Genomic DNA, 19,612 nt, shown 5'->3' with positions numbered 1-19,612 from the left:
ACTTAAAAACCTTGGGCAATTTTTTCTAATTCTTGGGTGTTTAAAATTTTAATTTCTTTTCCTTTAAACTCTACCAAACCTTTCTTTTTAAAATCAGACAGTAAACGAATGGCAGATTCTGTTGCTGTACCTACAATATTTGCAAAATCTTCTCTAGAAAGTTGTAAGTTTATAATACCATCATCATTAACATCAAACTTCTCTTTTAAGCGAATAAGTGTTTCTGCCAAACGTTGTTTTACGGTTTTTTGTGCCATTTCAACAATAACGTTGTCAGATTTTTTTAGAGTTTTTGCCATGTCTTTTAAAACACTCATGGTAAAATTAGGGTTTTTCTCTAAATCCCGCATAATTTCATCTTTGGGCACAAAACAAACTTCCATATCATTTAAAGCAACAGCTGTTAAGTTAGAAGGCTCGTCAGAAATTAAACTTCTTTCTCCAATAAGATCTCCTTTTTTAATAAGACTTATAATTTGGTTTCTACCGTTTTCGCTCATTTTAGAAACTTTACAAACACCATCTTTTATGCAAAAAACACCGTTTATTCTTTCTCCTTCCTCAAAAAGTGGTTCTCCCTTTTTAATAAATTTAGAAGTTTTACAAGCAGATACTCTAACCAACTCTTCTCTAGAAAGGTGTTTTAAAGAGTTAAACTGTTTAATTATACATTGCTCGCACTTACTCATAATATAAAAATATCTTCTTCAAATATATCAAAAAAGCTGACATATATCATATTTTAACATTACTATTTTTTCGAGTTTTGCAGTAGGCAAAAGAGTAAATATGAAATTGACACAATGTTATCACTGTGGCGATTCTTGTGATGACATTCACATTAAATTTGATGAAAAAAGTTTCTGTTGCAATGGTTGTAAGACTGTTTATGAGATTTTTTCTGAAAATGATTTAACCAGTTATTACAATTTTCAAGACAATCCAGGAGCAATTCCAACTGAAATTCAAGGAAAATATGATTTTCTTGAAAAGGAAGAAATTGCACAAAAATTATTAGATTTTTCTGATGGTAATACACAAATAGCTACATTATATATACCACATATACATTGTAGTTCTTGTATTTGGATTTTAGAAAATCTTCACAAATTACAACCGCAAATATCTAGTTCTCAGGTAGATTTTCCAAAGAAAAAAGTACGCATTACTTTCAATTCTGCAACAACTTCTTTAAAAGAAATTGTGTTGTTATTAAGTAGCATTGGTTATGAACCTTATATTAGTTTAGAAGATTATGAAGGAGGAAAAAAAGCTGTAGATAGAAGTTTAACCTATAAATTGGGTGTTGCAGGTTTTGCCTTTGGTAATGTAATGTTTTTGTCTTTTCCAGAGTATTTTGAGGTAGATGGTTTTTGGATAGAAAAATATAAAAACGTATTTAGATGGTTAATGTTTGCGTTTTCTTTACCTGTAGTTTTTTATGCGGGAAATCATTATTTTGTATCTGCTTATAAAGGCTTAAAATCTAAAATTTTAAATATAGATGTACCTATTGCATTGGGTATTTCTGTATTATTTATTAGAAGTGTTACAGAAATTATATTCGATTTAGGTACTGGTTTTTTTGATAGTTTAACCGGTTTGGTTTTTTTTCTGTTATTGGGTAAATTCTTTCAGCAGAAAACCTACAATTTTTTGTCTTTTGAAAGAGATTATAAATCTTATTTTCCCATTGCTGTTACCAGAATTAAAGATAATACAGAAGAAAATGTGCAAATTTATGATGTAGAAAAAGGAGACCGTTTATTAATTAGAAATCAAGAATTAATACCTGTAGATGGTATTTTAATAAACGGAAATGCACAAATAGATTATAGTTTTGTTACCGGTGAAGCAGAGCCCGTAGCAAAAAAATCTGGAGATAAATTATTTGCTGGCGGTAAACAACTTTCAGGAATTTTAGAAATAGAAGTTTTAGCATCTGTTTCTCAAAGTTACTTAACCCAATTGTGGTCTAGTGATGTTTTTCAAAAAGACAACAAATCGCCTTTTAAAACCATAACAGATACTATTAGTAAAAACTTTACAGTTGGGGTTTTAACAATTGCATTTTTAGCAACTGCATTTTGGTTATTTAAAGATACAAGTAAAGCCTTAAACGTATTTACGGCAGTTTTAATAATTGCTTGTCCTTGTGCAATTGCGCTAGCAGCTCCCTTTACTTTAGGAAATATGTTGCGTATTCTAGGGAAACAAAAATTCTATTTAAAAAACGCGACAGTAATAGAACAATTGGCAAAAATAGATACCTTTATTTTTGATAAAACTGGCACCTTAACCACCAATGCAAAAAACAGTATTTCTTATAATGGTATTGCCTTAAATAAGCAAGAATGTAAACTTTTAAAAAGTGCGTTAAGAGCATCTAATCACCCATTAAGTAGAACTTTGTATGATACTTTTAAAGCATATGATTTTTTAGAAATTACAGATTATAAAGAGCTTGTTGGGCAAGGAATTCAAGCAAATTACAAACACAACAGTTTAAAATTAGGTAGTGCTTCTTTTGTAAAAAATACTACAGAAGAAAATAATTTAGACACTGCTGTGCATGTAAGTTTTAATAATGAATATAAAGGAAAGTATACTTTTAAAAATTCTTACAGAAAAGGAGTAAAATCTATATTTAATCAATTAAAAAACACCAATAATTTATGGGTAGTTTCTGGTGATAATGAAGGCGAAAAAACTTTTTTAAAAGAGTTTTTACCCAAAGAAACACAGTTTTTATTCAATCAAAAACCAGAAGATAAATTAAATATAGTAGCAAAACTGCAAAAGCAAGGTAAAAAGGTTGCCATGATTGGCGATGGTTTAAATGATGCTGGTGCTTTAGCACAAAGTGATGTTGGTATTGCCTTGTCAGAAAACATAAACGTATTTTCTCCTGCTTGCGATGGTATTTTAGATGCAACAAAGTTTCATCAAATAGCCACTTATTTAAATGCTTCAAAAAAGGCAATCAAAATTATAAAATACTGTTTTGTATTGTCTTTATGTTACAATATTGTGGGCTTATATTTTGCAGTTTCAGGGCAGTTAATGCCTGTAATTGCTGCAATTTTAATGCCTTTAAGCTCTATTAGCGTAGTTGTTTTTACAACAATTGCTACTAATTTATTGGGTAAAAAAATAAAATAATTATGCAAAAATCACTCGTACAAAAATATAACATTCCAGGACCAAGATATACCAGTTACCCAACAGTACCTTATTGGAACAAAGCCGGAATTGAGAAACAAGATTGGATACAATCCTTTCAAAAATCTTTTAAAGAAAGTAATGCAACAGAAGGTATTAGTTTATACATTCATTTGCCATTTTGTGAGAGTTTGTGTACGTTTTGTGCATGTCATAAACACATTACAAAAAGACACGAAGTGGAAGAGGAGTATATAGAAACTGTTTTAAAAGAATGGAAATTATATGTTGCTTTGGTTACTGAAACTCCTATTGTTAAAGAGTTACATTTAGGTGGTGGCACGCCTACTTTTTTTTCTAAAGAAAACCTAAAATACTTAATGGATGGCATTTTTGAAAATGCAGAAAAACATCCAAATTCAGAATTTAGTTTTGAAGGGCATCCAAATAATACCACAAAATCGCAATTACAAACGTTGTATAATTGTGGTTTTACAAGAGTAAGTTTTGGTGTACAAGATTATAATGAAAAAGTACAAACAGCAATTCATAGAATTCAACCTTTTGAAGCTGTGGAGCAAGTAACAAAATGGTCTAGAGAAATTGGGTACACTTCTGTAAGTCACGATTTAATTTTTGGCTTACCACACCAAACCAAAGAAAACGTAATTTATACCATCAATAAAACCAAAGAATTACAACCCGATAGAATTTCATTTTACAGTTACGCACACGTGCCTTGGGTAAAAGGCGTTGGACAAAGAGGTTTCAACGATGCAGATTTGCCAAAAGATGAAGAAAAAAGAGCGTTGTATGAAATTGGAAAAGAATTATTTGCAGCATTAGGCTATGAAGAAATTGGTATGGATCACTTTGCTTTAAAAACCGATAGTTTGTTTAAAGCTACCATCAACAAAACTTTACACAGAAATTTTATGGGTTATACAGCTAATAAAACCCAATTAATGGTTGGTTTGGGCATGTCTGCAATTTCCGATTCTTGGTATGCATTTGCACAAAATGTAAAAACGGTAAAAGAATATCAGCAATTGGTAAATCAAGGTGAAATTCCAATTTTTAGAGGGCATTTGTTATCTGAAGAAGATAGAATTATAAGAAAACACATTTTAAATATGATGTGTCATTTTTCCACTACGTGGGATGAAAAATCGGCCGAAATTAATAATATAGAGAAACATTTAACATTACTAGAAGAAATGCAAAACGATGGTTTGGTTTTTATAGATAAAAAAGCAAAAACGTTAACCATACCAGAAAAAGCAAGACCTTACGTAAGAAATATTTGTATGGCTTTTGATATACATTTATTAGAAAATAAGCCAAAAACACAACTTTTTTCCATGACGATTTAGAATTCTTATTTAGTTTCTATAATAGTTAGCTATCATTTTAAAATTGTAAAATTTGTATGGATTACTTTATAAAACTTCTTTTAAAATGAAAGTAACAAATGTTTTCAGTTTACCAGTTTTTTAAACATTTAAATCCACTACATTCTAATTTTATCTTTTCTACATGAGCCTTTTCATGCATTTGATATTACTTTTTTCATTGATCTAAATAATAGTTAAAACTCTTTTTTTTAAGACAATTTTAAGTAACATGACAATTGTCATATTTTAAAATAAACATCAAAACTACCTTTGTTGTATCAAATTATCAGGCAAGATATGAGCGTAATATACCTACTTCTAACACTAAGTATTTTAGTGGCAATAATTTTTTTTATTGCATTTATTTATTCAGTAAAAAAAGGACAATATGATGATTCGTATACACCTTCTGTCCGCATGTTGTTTGATGATGAACTTGTTATCAATAAAACCAAAAAACTAACAAAAGATTAAATTTTAAATTATGGAAATGCAACAATTTTATTACGATAATAAAATCGTAAAAAAGTTTATTTACGCAACCTTACTATGGGGAATAGTTGGTATGTCTGTAGGTTTACTTTTAGCTTTAATGTTTTTATTCCCAAACTTAACAGAAGGTATATCTTGGTTAAGCTTTGGTCGTTTAAGACCATTACACACCAATGCAGTAATTTTTGCCTTTGTAGGTAATGCAATTTACGCAGGTGTTTATTACTCGCTACAACGTTTGTTAAAAGCAAGAATGGCTAGTAACTTTTTAAGCAACTTTAATTTTTGGGGTTGGCAAGCAATTATTGTTGCAGCAGCTATAACACTTCCTTTAGGATATACATCATCTAAAGAATACGCAGAGTTAGAGTGGCCAATAGATATTGCCATTGCTTTGGTTTGGGTGGCTTTTGGTGTAAACATGATTTGGACAATCTTACAAAGAAGACAGCGACACTTATACGTTGCAGTTTGGTTTTATTTAGGAACTTTTGTAACAGTGGCAGTATTGCATATTTTTAACAGTTTAGCTTTACCAGTAGGTATGCTAAAATCATATTCTGTTTATGCGGGTGTGCAAGATGCATTAGTACAATGGTGGTATGGGCATAATGCAGTTGCATTTTTCTTAACAACACCATTTTTAGGGTTAATGTATTATTTTGTGCCAAAAGCAGCAAATAGACCTGTATATTCTTATAAATTATCTATTGTTCACTTTTGGTCTTTAATCTTCATTTATATTTGGGCAGGACCTCACCATTTATTATACACAGCTTTACCAGATTGGGCGCAAAACTTAGGTGTTGCTTTTTCTGTAATGTTAATTGCCCCTTCTTGGGGTGGTATGATAAACGGTTTGTTAACATTAAGAGGTGCTTGGGATAAAGTACGTACAGATCCTGTTTTAAAATTTATGGTGGTTGCCATTACAGGTTATGGTATGGCAACTTTTGAAGGGCCAATGTTATCACTTAAAAATGTAAACGCAATTGCCCACTTTTCAGATTGGATTATTGCCCACGTGCATGTTGGTGCTTTAGCATGGAATGGTTTCTTAGCATTTGGTATGTTATACTGGATGATACCAAGATTATTCAAAACAACTTTATACTCTAAAGCGTTAGCAAACGTACATTTTTGGATAGGTACTTTAGGTATTATATTATACGCTTTGCCAATGTATGTAGCAGGTTTCGTACAAGCCTCTATGTGGAAACAATTTAATCCAGATGGTTCTTTAGCTTATGGTAATTTTTTAGAAACAGTAAACGAAATTATACCAATGTATTGGATGCGTGCCATTGGTGGTAGTATGTATATTTTAGGTGCAATAGTAATGTTATATAACGTTGTAAGAACTGTAAGATCTGGTAGTAAAGTTACAGATGAATTGGCAGAAGCTGCAGCTTTATCAAAAGTACCAAAATACAGAACAAAAGGAGAAGCATACCACACTTGGTTAGAAAGAAAACCAGTAAAATTAACCATTTATGCAACTGTAGCAATTTTAATTGGTGGTGCTGTACAAATTATACCAACTTTATTAGTAAAATCTAACATACCAACTATAAGTAGTGTTAAACCTTACACTCCTTTAGAGTTAGAAGGAAGAGATTTATATATAAGAGAAGGTTGTGTTGGGTGTCACTCACAAATGGTAAGACCTTTTAGAAGTGAAGTAGAGCGTTATGGAGAATATTCTAAAGCAGGAGAATTTGTATACGATCATCCATTTTTATGGGGAAGTAAACGTACAGGGCCAGACTTACATAGAGTAGGTGCAAAATACAATGATAGTTGGCACTTAAACCACATGTACGATCCGCAAAGTACCTCACCAGGTTCTATAATGCCATCCTACAAATGGTTAATTTCAAACGAGCTAGACAAATCTTCTACAACAGATAAAATGGAAGTAATGGTTTCTTTAGGTGTACCTTATTCTGAAGAAGAAATTGCAAATGCAGAAAAAGATATGTTAACACAAGGCGCGCAAATTGAAGCAAATTTATATGCAGACCCAGATTTTGCAAAAAATTATGATGCAGATAAAAAGTACGCAAAAGCAAATGGGGAAGATTTTGTAGAAATGCGAGATAGAGAAATTGTAGCATTAATTGCATACATACAACGTTTAGGAACAGATATTAAAGTAAAGGAAGAGCAACAAATCAGTAAAAAATAAAAATTATGTTTAAGTTTTTAAAAGGACATTTAGAGAGTATTACTGGTATAGAAATTTACCCAATAATATCATTAGTTATATTTTTCACCTTTTTTGTAGTCTTATTTTGGTGGGTTTTTACCGCTAAAAAAGAATACATCAATAAGGTAAGTCAAATGCCATTAGATTAATTATTAAGCTTTAAAAAAATGAAAAAATCTTTTCAATCTACAATATATGTAGTTTTTGTAATTGTTACGTTTATAGCACTTGCAAAATCGTTTATGGTGTACGAAAACCCATTAAGTATTTATGAGAATCCATTAGTTTGGTTAGCTTTAATTGGTTTTATTTTAGTAGTTGTACTAAAAGAAATGGTAAATGTTATTGCTATAAAAAAAGCAACTGAATTGCAAAATGAAAAAGATGGGATTGTTGCTGAAGATCCAAAATTATGGATTAAAAATTTATTAGCAAAATGGACTAAAGCTAAAGAAGTTGAGCAAGAAGAAGAAATTATTTTAGAGCATAATTACGATGGTATTAGAGAGCTAGACAATACATTACCACCTTGGTGGGTGTATATGTTTTATGCAACTATGGTTTTTGCAGTTGTGTATTTGGTAAGATTTCACGTGTTGAATGATGACAATCAAATTATGGAATATGACAAAGCTGTTGCACAAGCAAAAAGGGAAGTAAGTAAATACAAAGCAACTGCAACAGATTTAATTACCGCAGAAAATGTAACCTTATTAACAGAAGCTTCAGACTTAAGCAGAGGTAAAGCTGTTTTTAATTTAAATTGTGCGTCTTGTCACTTAAAAGATGGTGGCGGACAAATTGGACCAAACTTAACAGACAAATATTGGTTATTAGGAGGTGGTATTAAAAACGTTTTTAACACCATTGCAAATGGCGGTAGAGATGGTAAAGGTATGATTGCTTGGAATAAAACACTAAAAGCAGCTGATATGGCAAAAGTAGCCAGTTATGTACTTTCTTTACAAGGTACAACTCCTGCCAAAGCAAAAGCGCCACAAGGTGAAATCTGGGAAGAAATAGCAAAATAAGAAAACATAATTTTTTAGTTTTAAAAAATGGAAACACCCAAAAACGAACAATTTAGAGATACTATTGGTACTATAACTGCTGATGGAAATCGTTCTTGGGTTTTTCCTAAAAAGCCTAGTGGAAAGTTTTATAAGTACAGAAGTTTAGTTAGCTATTTTTTGTTAGCATTTTTACTTTCCGCTCCTTTTATTAAAATTAATGGGAATCAATTTTTATTATTTAATGTTTTAGAGCGTAAGTTTACTATTTTTAGTTTTCCATTTTGGCCACAAGATTTTTATTTGTTAGTGGTTTCTATGATTGTTGGTGTTGTATTTGTAATTCTTTTTACGGTTATTTTTGGGCGTATTTTCTGTGGATGGATTTGTCCGCAAACCATATTTTTAGAAATGGTTTTCAGAAAAATAGAATATTGGATAGATGGTGATAGAGGAAAACAAATTAGATTAGATAAACAACCTTGGAATGCAGAAAAAATTAGAAAACGACTTTTAAAATGGTCTATTTTCTTTGTGATTTCTTTCATCATCGCAAACGTGTTTTTGGCCTATTTAATTGGTGGAGATACCTTAATAAGCTACATTACAGGAAATCCTTTAGACAATATTAGTACCTTAATTTCTTTAACAATTTTTACATGTGTTTTTTATTTTGTATTTGCTTGGTTTAGAGAGCAGGTTTGTATTATAGCTTGTCCCTATGGTAGATTGCAAGGTGTTTTGTTAGACAACAAAACTATAAATGTTGCATACGATTACAAACGTGGAGAAAGAGAAGAAGGTAGGTCTAAATTTAGAAAAAACGAAGATAGAGAAGCGTTAGGAAAAGGAGATTGTATAGATTGTAAACAATGTGTTGTGGTTTGCCCAACAGGAATAGATATTAGAAACGGTACACAATTAGAGTGTGTAAATTGTACGGCTTGTATAGATGAATGTGATCATATTATGGAAAGCATTAATTTGCCAAAAGGCTTAATTAGATATGCAAGCGAAGACAATATTGCAAAAAAGAAACCTTTTCAGTTTACGGCAAGAATGAAAGGATATTCTGCAGTATTATTAATTTTAGTGGGTATTTTAGTGGGAATGTTATTCTTAAGAAATGATGTAGAGGCTACCATTTTAAGATTACCAGGGCAATTGTATCAACAAAAAGAAAACAACATTATTAGCAATGTTTACACTTTTAAAGTAATTAATAAAACATCTAAAGATATTAAAGACGTTAGTTATAAAATTTTATCTCATAAAGGAACAATAAATTTAGTTTCAAACAAGAATTTTATAGTACCAAAACAAGGTTTGGCAGAAGGTACTCTTTTTATAGAATTAAACAATGCAGCTTTAAAAACCGATAAAGATAAAGTAGAAATAGGTGTATATAGTGGCAATAAATTAATAGAAACCACCATTACAAATTTTTTAGGACCAAGAAGTTATAAGTAGTTTTAGAAAGTAAACTGTTGTAAAAAAAGTGAATAATTTACCTTAATAAAAGGAAAAAAATCAACTATAATCAATAAATAAAGTAAAACTTATGAAGTTTAATTGGGGAACAGGAATTGTAATTGCCATTATAGGTTTTATAGCCTTTATTATGTATTTCGTAATTACAATGAGTACAGACAATACGTATAGTCATGATTTGGTTACAGAAAAATATTACCAGAAAGAATTGGGTTTTCAAAACGAAATTAATGCAGAAAAAAATGCAAATAATTTAAAAGAAAAAATTACAATTCAAAGAACTACAAAAGGTTTGCAAATAGCATTCCCTAAAGATTTTACTTCAAACAAAATAAAAGGAAAAGTGTTCCTATATAGACCATCTAATAAACAATTAGATTTTGAAATACCTATTTCAAACGCTAATACATATTTGCTCGTGCCTGAGAAACGTTTAGTAGATGGTCGTTGGAACATTAATATAGGCTTCAAATATAAAAATAAGGAATACCTTGTAAAAAAAGAAATTGTATACTAATGTTTTTATCAGCGCTCATATTTGGTTTGTTAGGCAGTTTCCACTGCGTGGGAATGTGCGGGCCTATTGCTTTTATGTTGCCAATAGATAGAAAAAATAAACAAAAGGGCTTTTTACAAATATTAAGTTACCATTTAGGAAGATTATTAACCTATAGTCTTATAGGATTGCTATTTGGTTTTTTAGGAAAAAGTTTTTTCTTATTTGGCTTTCAACAACAAGTTTCTATAATTGCTGGGGTTTTAATGATTGCTTTTATACTTTTTCCTAGAATTTTTAAAAAGATTAATTTTGCTTCAAAAATTACCCTTCTAATAGGTAAGCTTAAAAGTACTTTGGGTAAAGAATTAAAGAAAAAAGGGAATGATACTTTTTTTACCATAGGTTTTTTAAATGGGTTTTTACCTTGTGGTTTGGTTTATATGGCAATTTTTGGAGCTTTAGCCACTACTAATGCTTTTTCTGGCAGCTTATATATGTTTTTATTTGGTTTAGGCACCATCCCATTAATGACCGCTGTTGTCTATTTAGGCAATTTTACAAAAGGAGCTTTCCGAAAGAAAATACAGAAAACAATACCAGTTCTTGTAGTTTGTATTGGAGTGTTGTTTATTCTTCGTGGTTTAGGCTTAGGTATACCTTATATCTCTCCAGCTCCAGTTTTAGATTTAGTATCTGCAAATTCTTTTTGTAATTAATGTCTAGTTATTTTAGCTTATAGCTTTCGTTTAAGGTATTCTTAAAAATAGGTGTTTTTACTCTTAAATAGTCATTTTAAAAGGAGTTATTTCTCCTTTTTTAAAAAAATAAGAAAATTACCTATAGAGTTTAATTATAAATTCTATATCTTGCAGCTGTACAATTAATATATATTAATATTTTTATTAATCCCCCAGTATACAATTCTTTAACTTGTATACTTTTAAAAATTTATTATAATGAAAAAATTACAATTATTATTCGCAATTATTTTATGTTCTATTTCAATAAAAGCACAAAGTGTTGCAATGAACACCTCAACTAAACTCGTTGAATTTAATAAAGAGAAAAGTTTTAAAAGTGAAATTAGCCCTTTATTAGAAGAAACTACGTACACCTACAAATATAAAGATAAAGACGTTTTAGTGGTTATTACAGAAGATGAACACATAGAGTATTTTAATGATGGAAAATATTTTATTAAATCTTCTATAGACTGGGTTTCAGATAACGAGTGTTATATGACGCTAAAAGATGCTAATTTACCTAATTTTCCTTTTAAGGAAGGAACAGAGTTAAAGTTTAAAATAACAAAAATAAAAAAAGGTAAAATCTACTACGAATCTACTTTAGGTGGAAGAACCTGGACAGGAAAAATGAAGCAATTGTAAACTTTATTGTTTGCCATGGGTAAAACAGAATAAAATACCCTGTTGGAGGTTAAAATAAGTAGCTCTATTGTTTGTTTGGAGCTACTTATTTTTTTTTCACCAATAATATATTTACACCTTTCTACTAAGACGGTTTTATTTAAAGGTTTACTATCATAAGATTTGTATTTTAAGTTAAATGTATTTTACTTAAAATGATATTTTTAAGTAAAAAAATTGGTTATATATTTCTTTTTTAAAAAGTTTTAATAAAACATTTCCCATTTTATGAGACTAATAGCTCTTATTTTCTTTCTTTTTGTTTGCAGAATTTCCGCACAAAATAGTGTGGAGTTTTCTTTGCAGCAAGATGTTAAGTTGTTTGTATTGGGAGATGATAAAGGGAACAATCCTTTAACAATAAATTTATTATCAAAATTAGAAGTACCTGTATATTGTTTTAAAAAAAAATGGTAGCTTATCTATCAGTAGAATATGCAGATTTAATTGTTAAAAATTATCAAAGATATGCACTAGGAATAGGCTATGGTTTAGAAGATTTTTTTGGTAAATTTTCTGTAACAGCTTATGCTGATTTTGGTAAAATATATAGAAAAAGACAAAGTTTTTTAAGTTACGGTTTAAGTGCAGCGTTAAATTATAAGCTAAGCAAACGGCTTAAATTAGTTTGCACCCAACAATTAACTTGCAGAACAGATTTAAGAAAATTTTATAAATCCAAGAAATATCCATACCGTCTAAGTGGTTTTTTGGGTTTTAAATATAGTATTTAATAAATAGATTTACTCTTTTTGTTTTTAATACTTTCAAATAGTTTTGGTACTTTATTTTTTAAAAATTTAAGAGAAACACTACAAGTTCGTTATTCCGTTTTTAATGGCATATTTTGTTAATTCTGCAATACTAAATAAACCTAATTTTTTCATAATATGAGTTCTATGTACATCTATTGTTTTTGAACTTAAAAATAATACAGATGCTATTTCTTTAGATGAATTACCTTCTGCAATTAATTGTAAGACCTCTCTTTCTCTAGAACTTAAAGGATGTGTTATTATAGGGGTACCATTATTAATTGTTTTTAAATAGTTTTGATTTAAGTCTTTTGCCAAATATTTTTTATTTTGCAGCACTGTTTTTACGGCCAAAATTAATTCAGAGCAGTCTCCATCTTTTAACAGATAAGCATAAGCGCCTGCATTAAGCATTTTTAGCACAAACTGTTCACAAGAATGTATAGAAACACAAATAATTTTAATTTTATTATTCTGTTTTAAAATTTGCTTTGTTGCTTCTATGCCATTTAAGTCTGGCATTGCAATAGCTATAAGTACAATATCTGGCACTAATTTTTTGCATAATTTTACGCCTTCCCTTCCGTTAGCAGCTTCACCAATTACCTTTATATTTGTTTTTTGTTCTAATATATTTTTTAAACCAACTCTAATTAGTTCGTGGTCATCAATTAATACAACTTTTATTTTAGAAGAGTTTAACATTTAAGATACGATATATAGATTTTTAATTTTATGCTTTTTTTTATAATGGTATTGCATTAGGGGTTAATCAAGTATATTTTTAGTTTGATTATTATTTCACCTAAAAGTTGTTCAACGCTTTTAATAGTAATTATGTTTGGGTAGTCATTTACAGCATACTCAACCCTATTTTCAAAAATAACTTTCTTGTTTTTTCGAAATAATGTTTTACCTAATACTTGGTTTAGCTTTAACCGGAATAAATTTAAGATGGCAGTATTTATCTTAGTGATTTCTCCAATTGTATTTTGATAGGTAATGCTGAGATTTAGGGTTTCAAATAACTTTTGGAACTAACTTGTATTTTCTATGGAATTTTGCATTTCTTATGGGGGATTAAGATATGGTTAATTAAAAGTATTCATTTTATGTAGTCTGCAAATTTACAGTAATTATAAAATCATATTGACTAAAGTTAATAAAAATATTAACAAATATGTATTTAAAGGTGATTTTTTTTATTAATTTGAAATAAATGTAATAGAATATCACCCTTTTCGTTTACTATTTTAAGTAGTATTTAAATATACAGTTAGAAACAAATTATTGCTGAAAATATGATATATTTGACTTCTTTATAAAACTTTAGCGTTAATGAAATTAGCTTATTTAAGAATTTGTCTTTTGTGTATTATTTTCTTTTCTATAGATAATAAGGCACAAGAAACGTTACCAATTTATCAAGATTATCTGTCGGATAATGTTTTTTTAGTGCATCCTTCTGCTGCAGGAATTGGTAATTCTAGTAAGTTAAGGTTAACAGCAAGACAACAATGGATTGGTGTACCTAATGCACCTGCTTTACAAACGCTTAGTTTTCATACTAGGTTTGGTGAGTATTCTAAAGCAGGTTATGGCCTAGTTTTGTTCAATGATAAAAACGGATTTCATTCTCAACAAGGTTTGCAGGCAGCATATACTTATCATTTACCTTTAAGAGATGGTAATTTTTTTGAACAACTATCTTTTGGATTGGCATTTACTTTTGTACAAAACCAATCTGATCAAAGAAGTTTTACAGGAGATAGGCCAGGTGTAATTAGTCAAATAATAGAAAGCACAAGTTATTATAATGCAGATTTTAGTTTAGCATATCATAAAGGAGGTTTGTCTACCTATTTTACGGTAAAAAACTTGTTTTTAACGGCAAAAAACAATCTTAATGTTTTAGAACCATTAGATCTTAGAAATTATATTTTTTCTGCGGGCTATTATTTTGGCGAAGATAAATTTGTTCAGTTAGAGCCTTCAATAATGCTGCAATTTAGAGAAGGAACAAGAGAAAGGCTTGCAGATTTTAATTTAAAAGTTTACAAATCTTTAGAAAATGCACAAGTATGGGCAGCGCTTTCTTACCGAGCAAATTTTGATGAGAATGCCATAGATAATGCTTCTTATTTTTCGCCAATTATAGGTTTAAATCTCAAAAATTTTATGTTTTCTTATACCTACACAAAACAGTTAAATGAAATTTTATTTGCAGATAGTGGTTTTCATCAATTAACTTTAGGATTTAATTTATGGACAAAAAAGCCAAGAGCAGCTGCTTGTCCTAACATCAATTCTATTTTTGGTAGTTTTTAAAAATTTTGATCTATAATGTTGCTATTTTTAAGTTTGGTAGTGTTTACCAAAGCTTTAAGTACATCAGTATTCATATTACTATATAATTGATGTTTTGCAATTTTTGTGGTAGTATTTAACAGATTATTTTCCGTCAAAATATTTTTTGTTTGTTTGGCAACAGCTTCACCAGAATCTATTATTTTAATTTTATCGCCAACAATAGTTCTAATTTGAGGAATTAAATAAGGGTAGTGGGTACAACCTAAAACTAAAGAGTCTATATTATTTTTTAACATCGGTTGTAAATAAGTGTTTAAAAGATTAGTCATTTCTTTAGAGTTCAATTTTCCTGACTCTATAAGTTCTACAAGTCCTTTGCCTATCGTTTCAATAATAGTAATATCATTTTTAAGGCTTTTAGATGTTTTTTCAAATAAACTACTATTTAACGTTCCTTTTGTAGCTAAAATACCAATGGTTTTAGTTTTGGTTAGTAATGCTGCCGGTTTTATTGCAGGTTCTATACCTATAAATGGCACTGTGTAATTTGCTCTAAGGTAATCTATTGCATTTGTAGTGGCTGTATTGCAGGCAACTACTATTAATTTACATTTTTTTTGAAGTAAGAAATTGGTGTTTTTAACACATAAATCTATAATTTTATTTGTTGATTTATTGCCATAAGGTGCATTTTTACTATCTGCAAGATAAATGGTGTTTTCTTGTGGTAACAAAGCCAAGACCTCTTTCCAAATTGAAGTACCACCAACACCTGAATCAAAAAAACCTATTGCATTTTCTGTATTAGCCATTCTTGTAAAAATAAAAAAAACCTACTTTAAAAAAGTAGGTTTTAAAAAAAATATTTTTTGAATTTACTAACGAGTTTGTTGTGGTAAAGGCTTATCTGCAAGTAAACCTAATTTAGCTTTAACGGCATTATATAAATCTTCGCCCTTCTTTACAATTAAAGATTTTTCATCAAAGACATATAAGACACCTTTTTCAGCAGCTACATCTTGTATAGCTTTTTCTGCTTTTTTTACAATTGGTTGTAAACCTTCATTTTGCTTTACTTGCATTTCTTGGTAAGCAGCTTTTTGAGCTTGTTCTAATTTTACTCTTTCTAGTTGAATTTCTTCTGCTCTTTTTTTATTATTTTCTGGAGTCTGTGTAGCTTCTTCTGCACCATATTTTTGAAACTTAGCTTGCAATTTTTTCTGCATACCTTCTATTTCTCCTTGGTAAGTTTTACCAATTTTTTCTAATGTTGCAGTAAGTGCTCTTGTTTCTGGCATATTATCTATTACTCTTTGGTAATTTATATGTGCTATTTTTTGTGCATTTGAAATACCCGCCACTCCTAAAGTAAATACAGCAATTAATAGTAAAGTTTTTAAATTTTTCATTCTTGTTTTAATTTAATTATTATTCTTGTCTTAATTTTATTTTTGCTCTTCTTTTTTAGTTTTCTTTTGCTTAGCTTCTTCTTTTTGTTTTTTTAATGCTTCTTTCTTCTTTCTAAGCAATTCTCTTTTTTCTTCTCTCTTTTTAAGAAGTTCTGCTCTTCTTTCTGCCAAAGCTTTTTTCTTAGCTTCTTGTTCAGACAGCTTCTTTTCTACGATAGCTTCTTTTTTAGCAATGATTTCTTTTTGCTTTTCTGTTAATACTTTGGGTGCTTTTTTTGCGTCCCTTTTAGCATTTTTTTCATCTACCAATCTAGTTCTGTCTATGGTAGATAAAACGAGCTCGCTAATATCGTATTTTTTATTGGAATATAGCATTACTAAATCGCTAGATTTATCAAAAACAAAATCATATTTTTTTCTAGCAGAAATTTTTTGAATTGCATTATATACTTGGTCTTGTATTGGCTTAACCAATTGCTTTCTTAGGTTAAACATATCTCCTCTAGGGCCAAAATATAAAGACTCTAATCTTCTTAATTCGTCTTGTTTTAATGCAATTTCTTCTTCTTTTTCTTCAATTAAATCTTTTGTTAAAATTGCCTTTTCATTTGCCAAGTCTGTTTTTAATACTTCTATAAACCTAGCTTCTTTATCTAATTGCTTTTTCCACTTGACTACTTTTTCATCTAAGGTGTTTTGTGCTTCTAGATATTCTGGAACGTTTTCTAGAATGTATTCCATATCTATATATGCAATAACTTGTCCTCTTTGAGACCAAGTATTACTAACAGTAAGTAAAAGAACTAGCGATAAATAAATATTTTTCATTTGTTATATGTTTAGAAAAAACCGTGCCAAAAAAACTAAAGACTTTTTAAATGTGCAGTTTTTCTAGAATTGTCTTCCGATTATAAAATGTGTTTGCCACCCAGATTTTTCTATTTGTCCGGGTAAAGGATCAAATCCATGTGCAAAATCTATACCTAATAAACCAAAGGCAGGCATAAATATTCTTACACCAACACCAGCTGATCTTTTTACATTAAACGGATTAAATTCTTGAAAATTGTCATAAGAATTACCGGCTTCTAAAAATCCTAAGGTATAAATAGATGCAGATGGTGCATCTGTAATAGAATATCTTAATTCTAATTGAAATTTATTATAAATTGTACCTCCTGCTATAGAAGAAAGTCTATTGTTTTCGTAACCTCTTAAACCTACAACTTCTCTACCATCTAATTGAAAAACAGCAATACCATCTCCACCAACAAAGAAACGTTCAAAAGGTGTTTGTCCTAAATCGCTATTATAAAAGCCAAGGTAACCAAATTCTGCATTAGACATTAATACTAATTTGTCTGTAAAGGAAGTATACCATTTTCCTTTAAAGTTTAATTTATAGTATTCTAACCATTTAAATTTATCTGCTAAAAAGTCATTTTGTTCTGCATCGTTTAAACCTGCTGGTTGATCGAAATTTTTATCAGAAAACAAAGAATAAGGTAAAGTAGCTTTAACACCAATAGAAAATTCTGATCCATATGTTGGGAAAATTAAACTAGGTCCTGCTGAATTTCTTGATAAGTTTAAATTGTACGATAAATTGTTTAAAGTACCGCTATTTAAAACGTTTTCACCTACTCTAAAACCATAGTTTTTTAGCTGAAAGCTTTGGTAAGAAACGGTTTGAGATAATTGAAAAAAGTCATCTGGCCAATTTAAACGTTGCCCTAAACCAACAGATGCTCCTGTAATGCCTAATCTTCTACCTCTATCAACATCAAAAGTTTGTGGGTCTATTTGAAATTGGTTAGATTGATATACAGAGAATGATAAAGATTTTGGTTTTCTACCACCAAACCATGGTTCTGTAAAAGAAAAACTGTAGGTACTAAACGTTCTACTTGTTTGTAATCTTAAAGATAAACTTTGACCATCTCCCATAGGTAATGGTTTATATGCTTCTTTATTGAGTATGTTTTTTATAGAAAAATTGTTAAAAGACAATCCTAAAGTTCCTATAAAAGCACCACCACCATAACCACCTTGTAATTCTATTTGGCTACCACCTTTTTCTACTACATTAAAATTAATATCTGTAGTTTTATTTTCATAGTTGGGTATAACATCTGGTGTTACATTTTGATCAAAGAACCCTAATTGCCCAATTTCTCTAATAGACCTTATAATTGCACTTCTGCTAAATAAATCTCCTGGTTTTACTCTAATTTCTCTAAAAAGTACATGATCGTTGGTTTTATCATTTCCAGAAACAGTTACTCTTTTAATACGTGCTTTTTCGTCTTCTCTTATTCTAATTTCTACGGTAATAGAATCGTTTTTAACTCTAGTTTCTACCGCGTTTACTTGAGAAAATAAGAAACCATTATCTTGGTATAGTGTAGATAAATCTTGTGAGGTTGGTGTGCCATCTCCATTTACACGCTCTTTTAAAACAGCACCGTTGTAAACATCACCTTTTTCTATTCTTAGAATTCTATCTAATTGCTCATCGGTATATTCGTTATTTCCAACATAAAGTATTTCTGCAAATCTGTATTGTCTTCCTTCCTCTAGTTTTATATTTACGTCTATGGTATTATCATTATTCCAAGAAATATTTTCTTCTAAAATACGTGCATCTCTATAACCTAATCTGCTATATTTATCTAAAATACTTTCTAAATCTTCTTGGTATTCTTCTTCTATATATTTTGAACCTTTCCAAAAACGACCAAAAAACTTTTCTTTGGTATTTTTCATGGCTTTTTTAAGAGTACTAGAACTTACAGCGTCATTACCTTCAAAATTAATGTCTTTTATTTTTATTTTTTTGCCTTTATCAATAAAAATAGACATGTTTACAATATTAATATCTGATGTATCTTTTTGGGTATCTAAAGAAACTTTAGTTTTTAAAAAACCTTTGTCTGTGTATTTCTTTTTAATGTAGTTTTTTGTGGTTACCAATAAATTATCTGTAACCATTTTACCCAGACTTAATTCTGTTTCTTTTACAAGCTCTTTAATTTTTGCTTTTTTAACACCCGTAATTTTTACTTGATTTAGTTGAGGTAGTTCTTGTACATCCAACTGTAAATAAATAGTATTGCCATCTATTTTTGCCAAGTAAACATCTACATCACTAAATTGCTTACTTTCATATAGTTTTTTGATGGCACTTGTAAGTTTGTCCCCAGGTAATTTTAAGGGTTGCCCGTATCTTAAACCTGTAAAAACACGTACGGTTTCTTCACTAAATTTTTGTAAGCCAATAACAGAAATACCGCCTAATATGTATTCTTTTCCTTTTTCAAAAGTAATGGGTGTGTTGGTTTGTAGGGTGTCTTTTGTTACAACAGCTAAACTATCTTTTTTAACTTGTGCTTTAGTGTTGTAACTAAAAAATAGTGTAAAACACACTAGGGTTGCAGATAATAATTTCATAAAA

Annotated in this window: 18 protein-coding genes; 12 read left to right on the top strand and 6 right to left on the bottom strand. The window is 29.5% G+C overall.

What is annotated here, in order from left to right:
* Positions 1–2: 2 nt before the first annotated feature.
* Positions 3–689, bottom strand: coding sequence for a Crp/Fnr family transcriptional regulator (locus Q0762_RS02610; protein ID WP_298763299.1), 687 nt, complete (start codon positions 687–689; stop codon positions 3–5).
* Positions 690–789: 100 nt separating this feature from the next.
* On the opposite strand from Q0762_RS02610, the gene Q0762_RS02605 reads away from it, so the two are divergent.
* The 11 genes from Q0762_RS02605 (at position 790) to Q0762_RS02555 (ending at position 12,418) form a co-directional block, all read left to right on the top strand.
* Positions 790–3,162, top strand: coding sequence for a heavy metal translocating P-type ATPase metal-binding domain-containing protein (locus tag Q0762_RS02605; protein ID WP_298763298.1), 2,373 nt, complete (start codon positions 790–792; stop codon positions 3,160–3,162).
* A 2-nt stretch (positions 3,163–3,164) separates the two neighbouring features.
* Positions 3,165–4,535: an oxygen-independent coproporphyrinogen III oxidase gene (gene hemN / locus Q0762_RS02600; RefSeq protein ID WP_298763297.1), complete on the top strand. Its 1,371-nt coding sequence runs from the start codon at positions 3,165–3,167 to the stop codon at positions 4,533–4,535.
* 318 nt (positions 4,536–4,853) lie between these two features.
* On the top strand, positions 4,854–5,030 hold the full coding sequence (gene ccoS, locus Q0762_RS02595; RefSeq protein ID WP_298763295.1) for a cbb3-type cytochrome oxidase assembly protein CcoS: 177 nt from the start codon (positions 4,854–4,856) through the stop codon (positions 5,028–5,030).
* Between the two features lie 10 nt (positions 5,031–5,040).
* Complete coding sequence (ccoN, locus tag Q0762_RS02590; RefSeq protein ID WP_298763294.1) at positions 5,041–7,236, top strand: cytochrome-c oxidase, cbb3-type subunit I; 2,196 nt, start codon at positions 5,041–5,043, stop codon at positions 7,234–7,236.
* Between the two features lie 5 nt (positions 7,237–7,241).
* Positions 7,242–7,406 carry a CcoQ/FixQ family Cbb3-type cytochrome c oxidase assembly chaperone gene (locus tag Q0762_RS02585; protein ID WP_298763292.1) on the top strand — a complete coding sequence of 55 codons (165 nt, stop codon included), beginning with the start codon at positions 7,242–7,244 and terminating at the stop codon, positions 7,404–7,406.
* Positions 7,407–7,424: 18 nt separating this feature from the next.
* Entirely contained in the window at positions 7,425–8,288 is an 864-nt protein-coding gene (locus Q0762_RS02580; RefSeq protein WP_298763291.1) for a cbb3-type cytochrome c oxidase N-terminal domain-containing protein, read from the top strand.
* 27 nt (positions 8,289–8,315) lie between these two features.
* Positions 8,316–9,737 carry a cytochrome c oxidase accessory protein CcoG gene (gene ccoG, locus Q0762_RS02575; protein WP_298763289.1) on the top strand — a complete coding sequence of 474 codons (1,422 nt, stop codon included), beginning with the start codon at positions 8,316–8,318 and terminating at the stop codon, positions 9,735–9,737.
* A gap of 91 nt (positions 9,738–9,828) precedes the next feature.
* Positions 9,829–10,275 carry a FixH family protein gene (locus tag Q0762_RS02570; protein WP_298763287.1) on the top strand — a complete coding sequence of 149 codons (447 nt, stop codon included), beginning with the start codon at positions 9,829–9,831 and terminating at the stop codon, positions 10,273–10,275.
* Positions 10,275–10,973 (top strand): sulfite exporter TauE/SafE family protein, encoded by a 699-nt coding sequence (locus tag Q0762_RS02565; protein ID WP_298763286.1) that lies wholly within the window; start codon positions 10,275–10,277, stop codon positions 10,971–10,973. The genes Q0762_RS02570 and Q0762_RS02565 overlap by 1 nt, the downstream gene beginning before the upstream one ends.
* A 240-nt stretch (positions 10,974–11,213) precedes the next feature.
* Positions 11,214–11,645 carry a hypothetical protein gene (locus tag Q0762_RS02560; RefSeq protein ID WP_298763284.1) on the top strand — a complete coding sequence of 144 codons (432 nt, stop codon included), beginning with the start codon at positions 11,214–11,216 and terminating at the stop codon, positions 11,643–11,645.
* A gap of 449 nt (positions 11,646–12,094) precedes the next feature.
* Complete coding sequence (locus Q0762_RS02555) at positions 12,095–12,418, top strand: hypothetical protein (protein ID WP_298763282.1); 324 nt, start codon at positions 12,095–12,097, stop codon at positions 12,416–12,418.
* Between the two features lie 78 nt (positions 12,419–12,496).
* Here the strand turns inward: Q0762_RS02555 and Q0762_RS02550 are convergent, their stop codons facing one another.
* Positions 12,497–13,144 carry a response regulator transcription factor gene (locus Q0762_RS02550; RefSeq protein ID WP_298763281.1) on the bottom strand — a complete coding sequence of 216 codons (648 nt, stop codon included), beginning with the start codon at positions 13,142–13,144 and terminating at the stop codon, positions 12,497–12,499.
* Between the two features lie 633 nt (positions 13,145–13,777).
* Here Q0762_RS02550 and Q0762_RS02545 point away from each other — a divergent pair.
* Positions 13,778–14,767: a type IX secretion system membrane protein PorP/SprF gene (locus tag Q0762_RS02545; protein ID WP_298763280.1), complete on the top strand. Its 990-nt coding sequence runs from the start codon at positions 13,778–13,780 to the stop codon at positions 14,765–14,767.
* On the opposite strand, the gene murI is transcribed toward Q0762_RS02545, so the two are convergent.
* From murI to bamA, 4 genes are all read right to left on the bottom strand, one after another.
* Positions 14,764–15,561: a glutamate racemase gene (gene murI / locus Q0762_RS02540; RefSeq protein ID WP_298763279.1), complete on the bottom strand. Its 798-nt coding sequence runs from the start codon at positions 15,559–15,561 to the stop codon at positions 14,764–14,766. The two genes, Q0762_RS02545 and murI, sit on opposite strands and share 4 nt — an antisense overlap.
* Before the next feature lie 66 nt (positions 15,562–15,627).
* A complete protein-coding gene (locus Q0762_RS02535) occupies positions 15,628–16,158 on the bottom strand; it encodes an OmpH family outer membrane protein (RefSeq protein WP_298763277.1) in 531 nt (176 codons plus the stop codon).
* A gap of 36 nt (positions 16,159–16,194) precedes the next feature.
* Positions 16,195–16,986 carry an OmpH family outer membrane protein gene (locus Q0762_RS02530; protein ID WP_298763275.1) on the bottom strand — a complete coding sequence of 264 codons (792 nt, stop codon included), beginning with the start codon at positions 16,984–16,986 and terminating at the stop codon, positions 16,195–16,197.
* Positions 16,987–17,049: 63 nt separating this feature from the next.
* Complete coding sequence (bamA, locus tag Q0762_RS02525) at positions 17,050–19,608, bottom strand: outer membrane protein assembly factor BamA (RefSeq protein ID WP_298763274.1); 2,559 nt, start codon at positions 19,606–19,608, stop codon at positions 17,050–17,052.
* Positions 19,609–19,612: the final 4 nt, after the last annotated feature.

The sequence above is a fragment of the uncultured Polaribacter sp. genome, from assembly GCF_947495205.1.
Classification (GTDB): domain Bacteria; phylum Bacteroidota; class Bacteroidia; order Flavobacteriales; family Flavobacteriaceae; genus Polaribacter.
The sequence above is the reverse complement of the archived record's forward strand: the minus strand, read 5'-3'. Positions and strand labels throughout refer to the sequence as shown.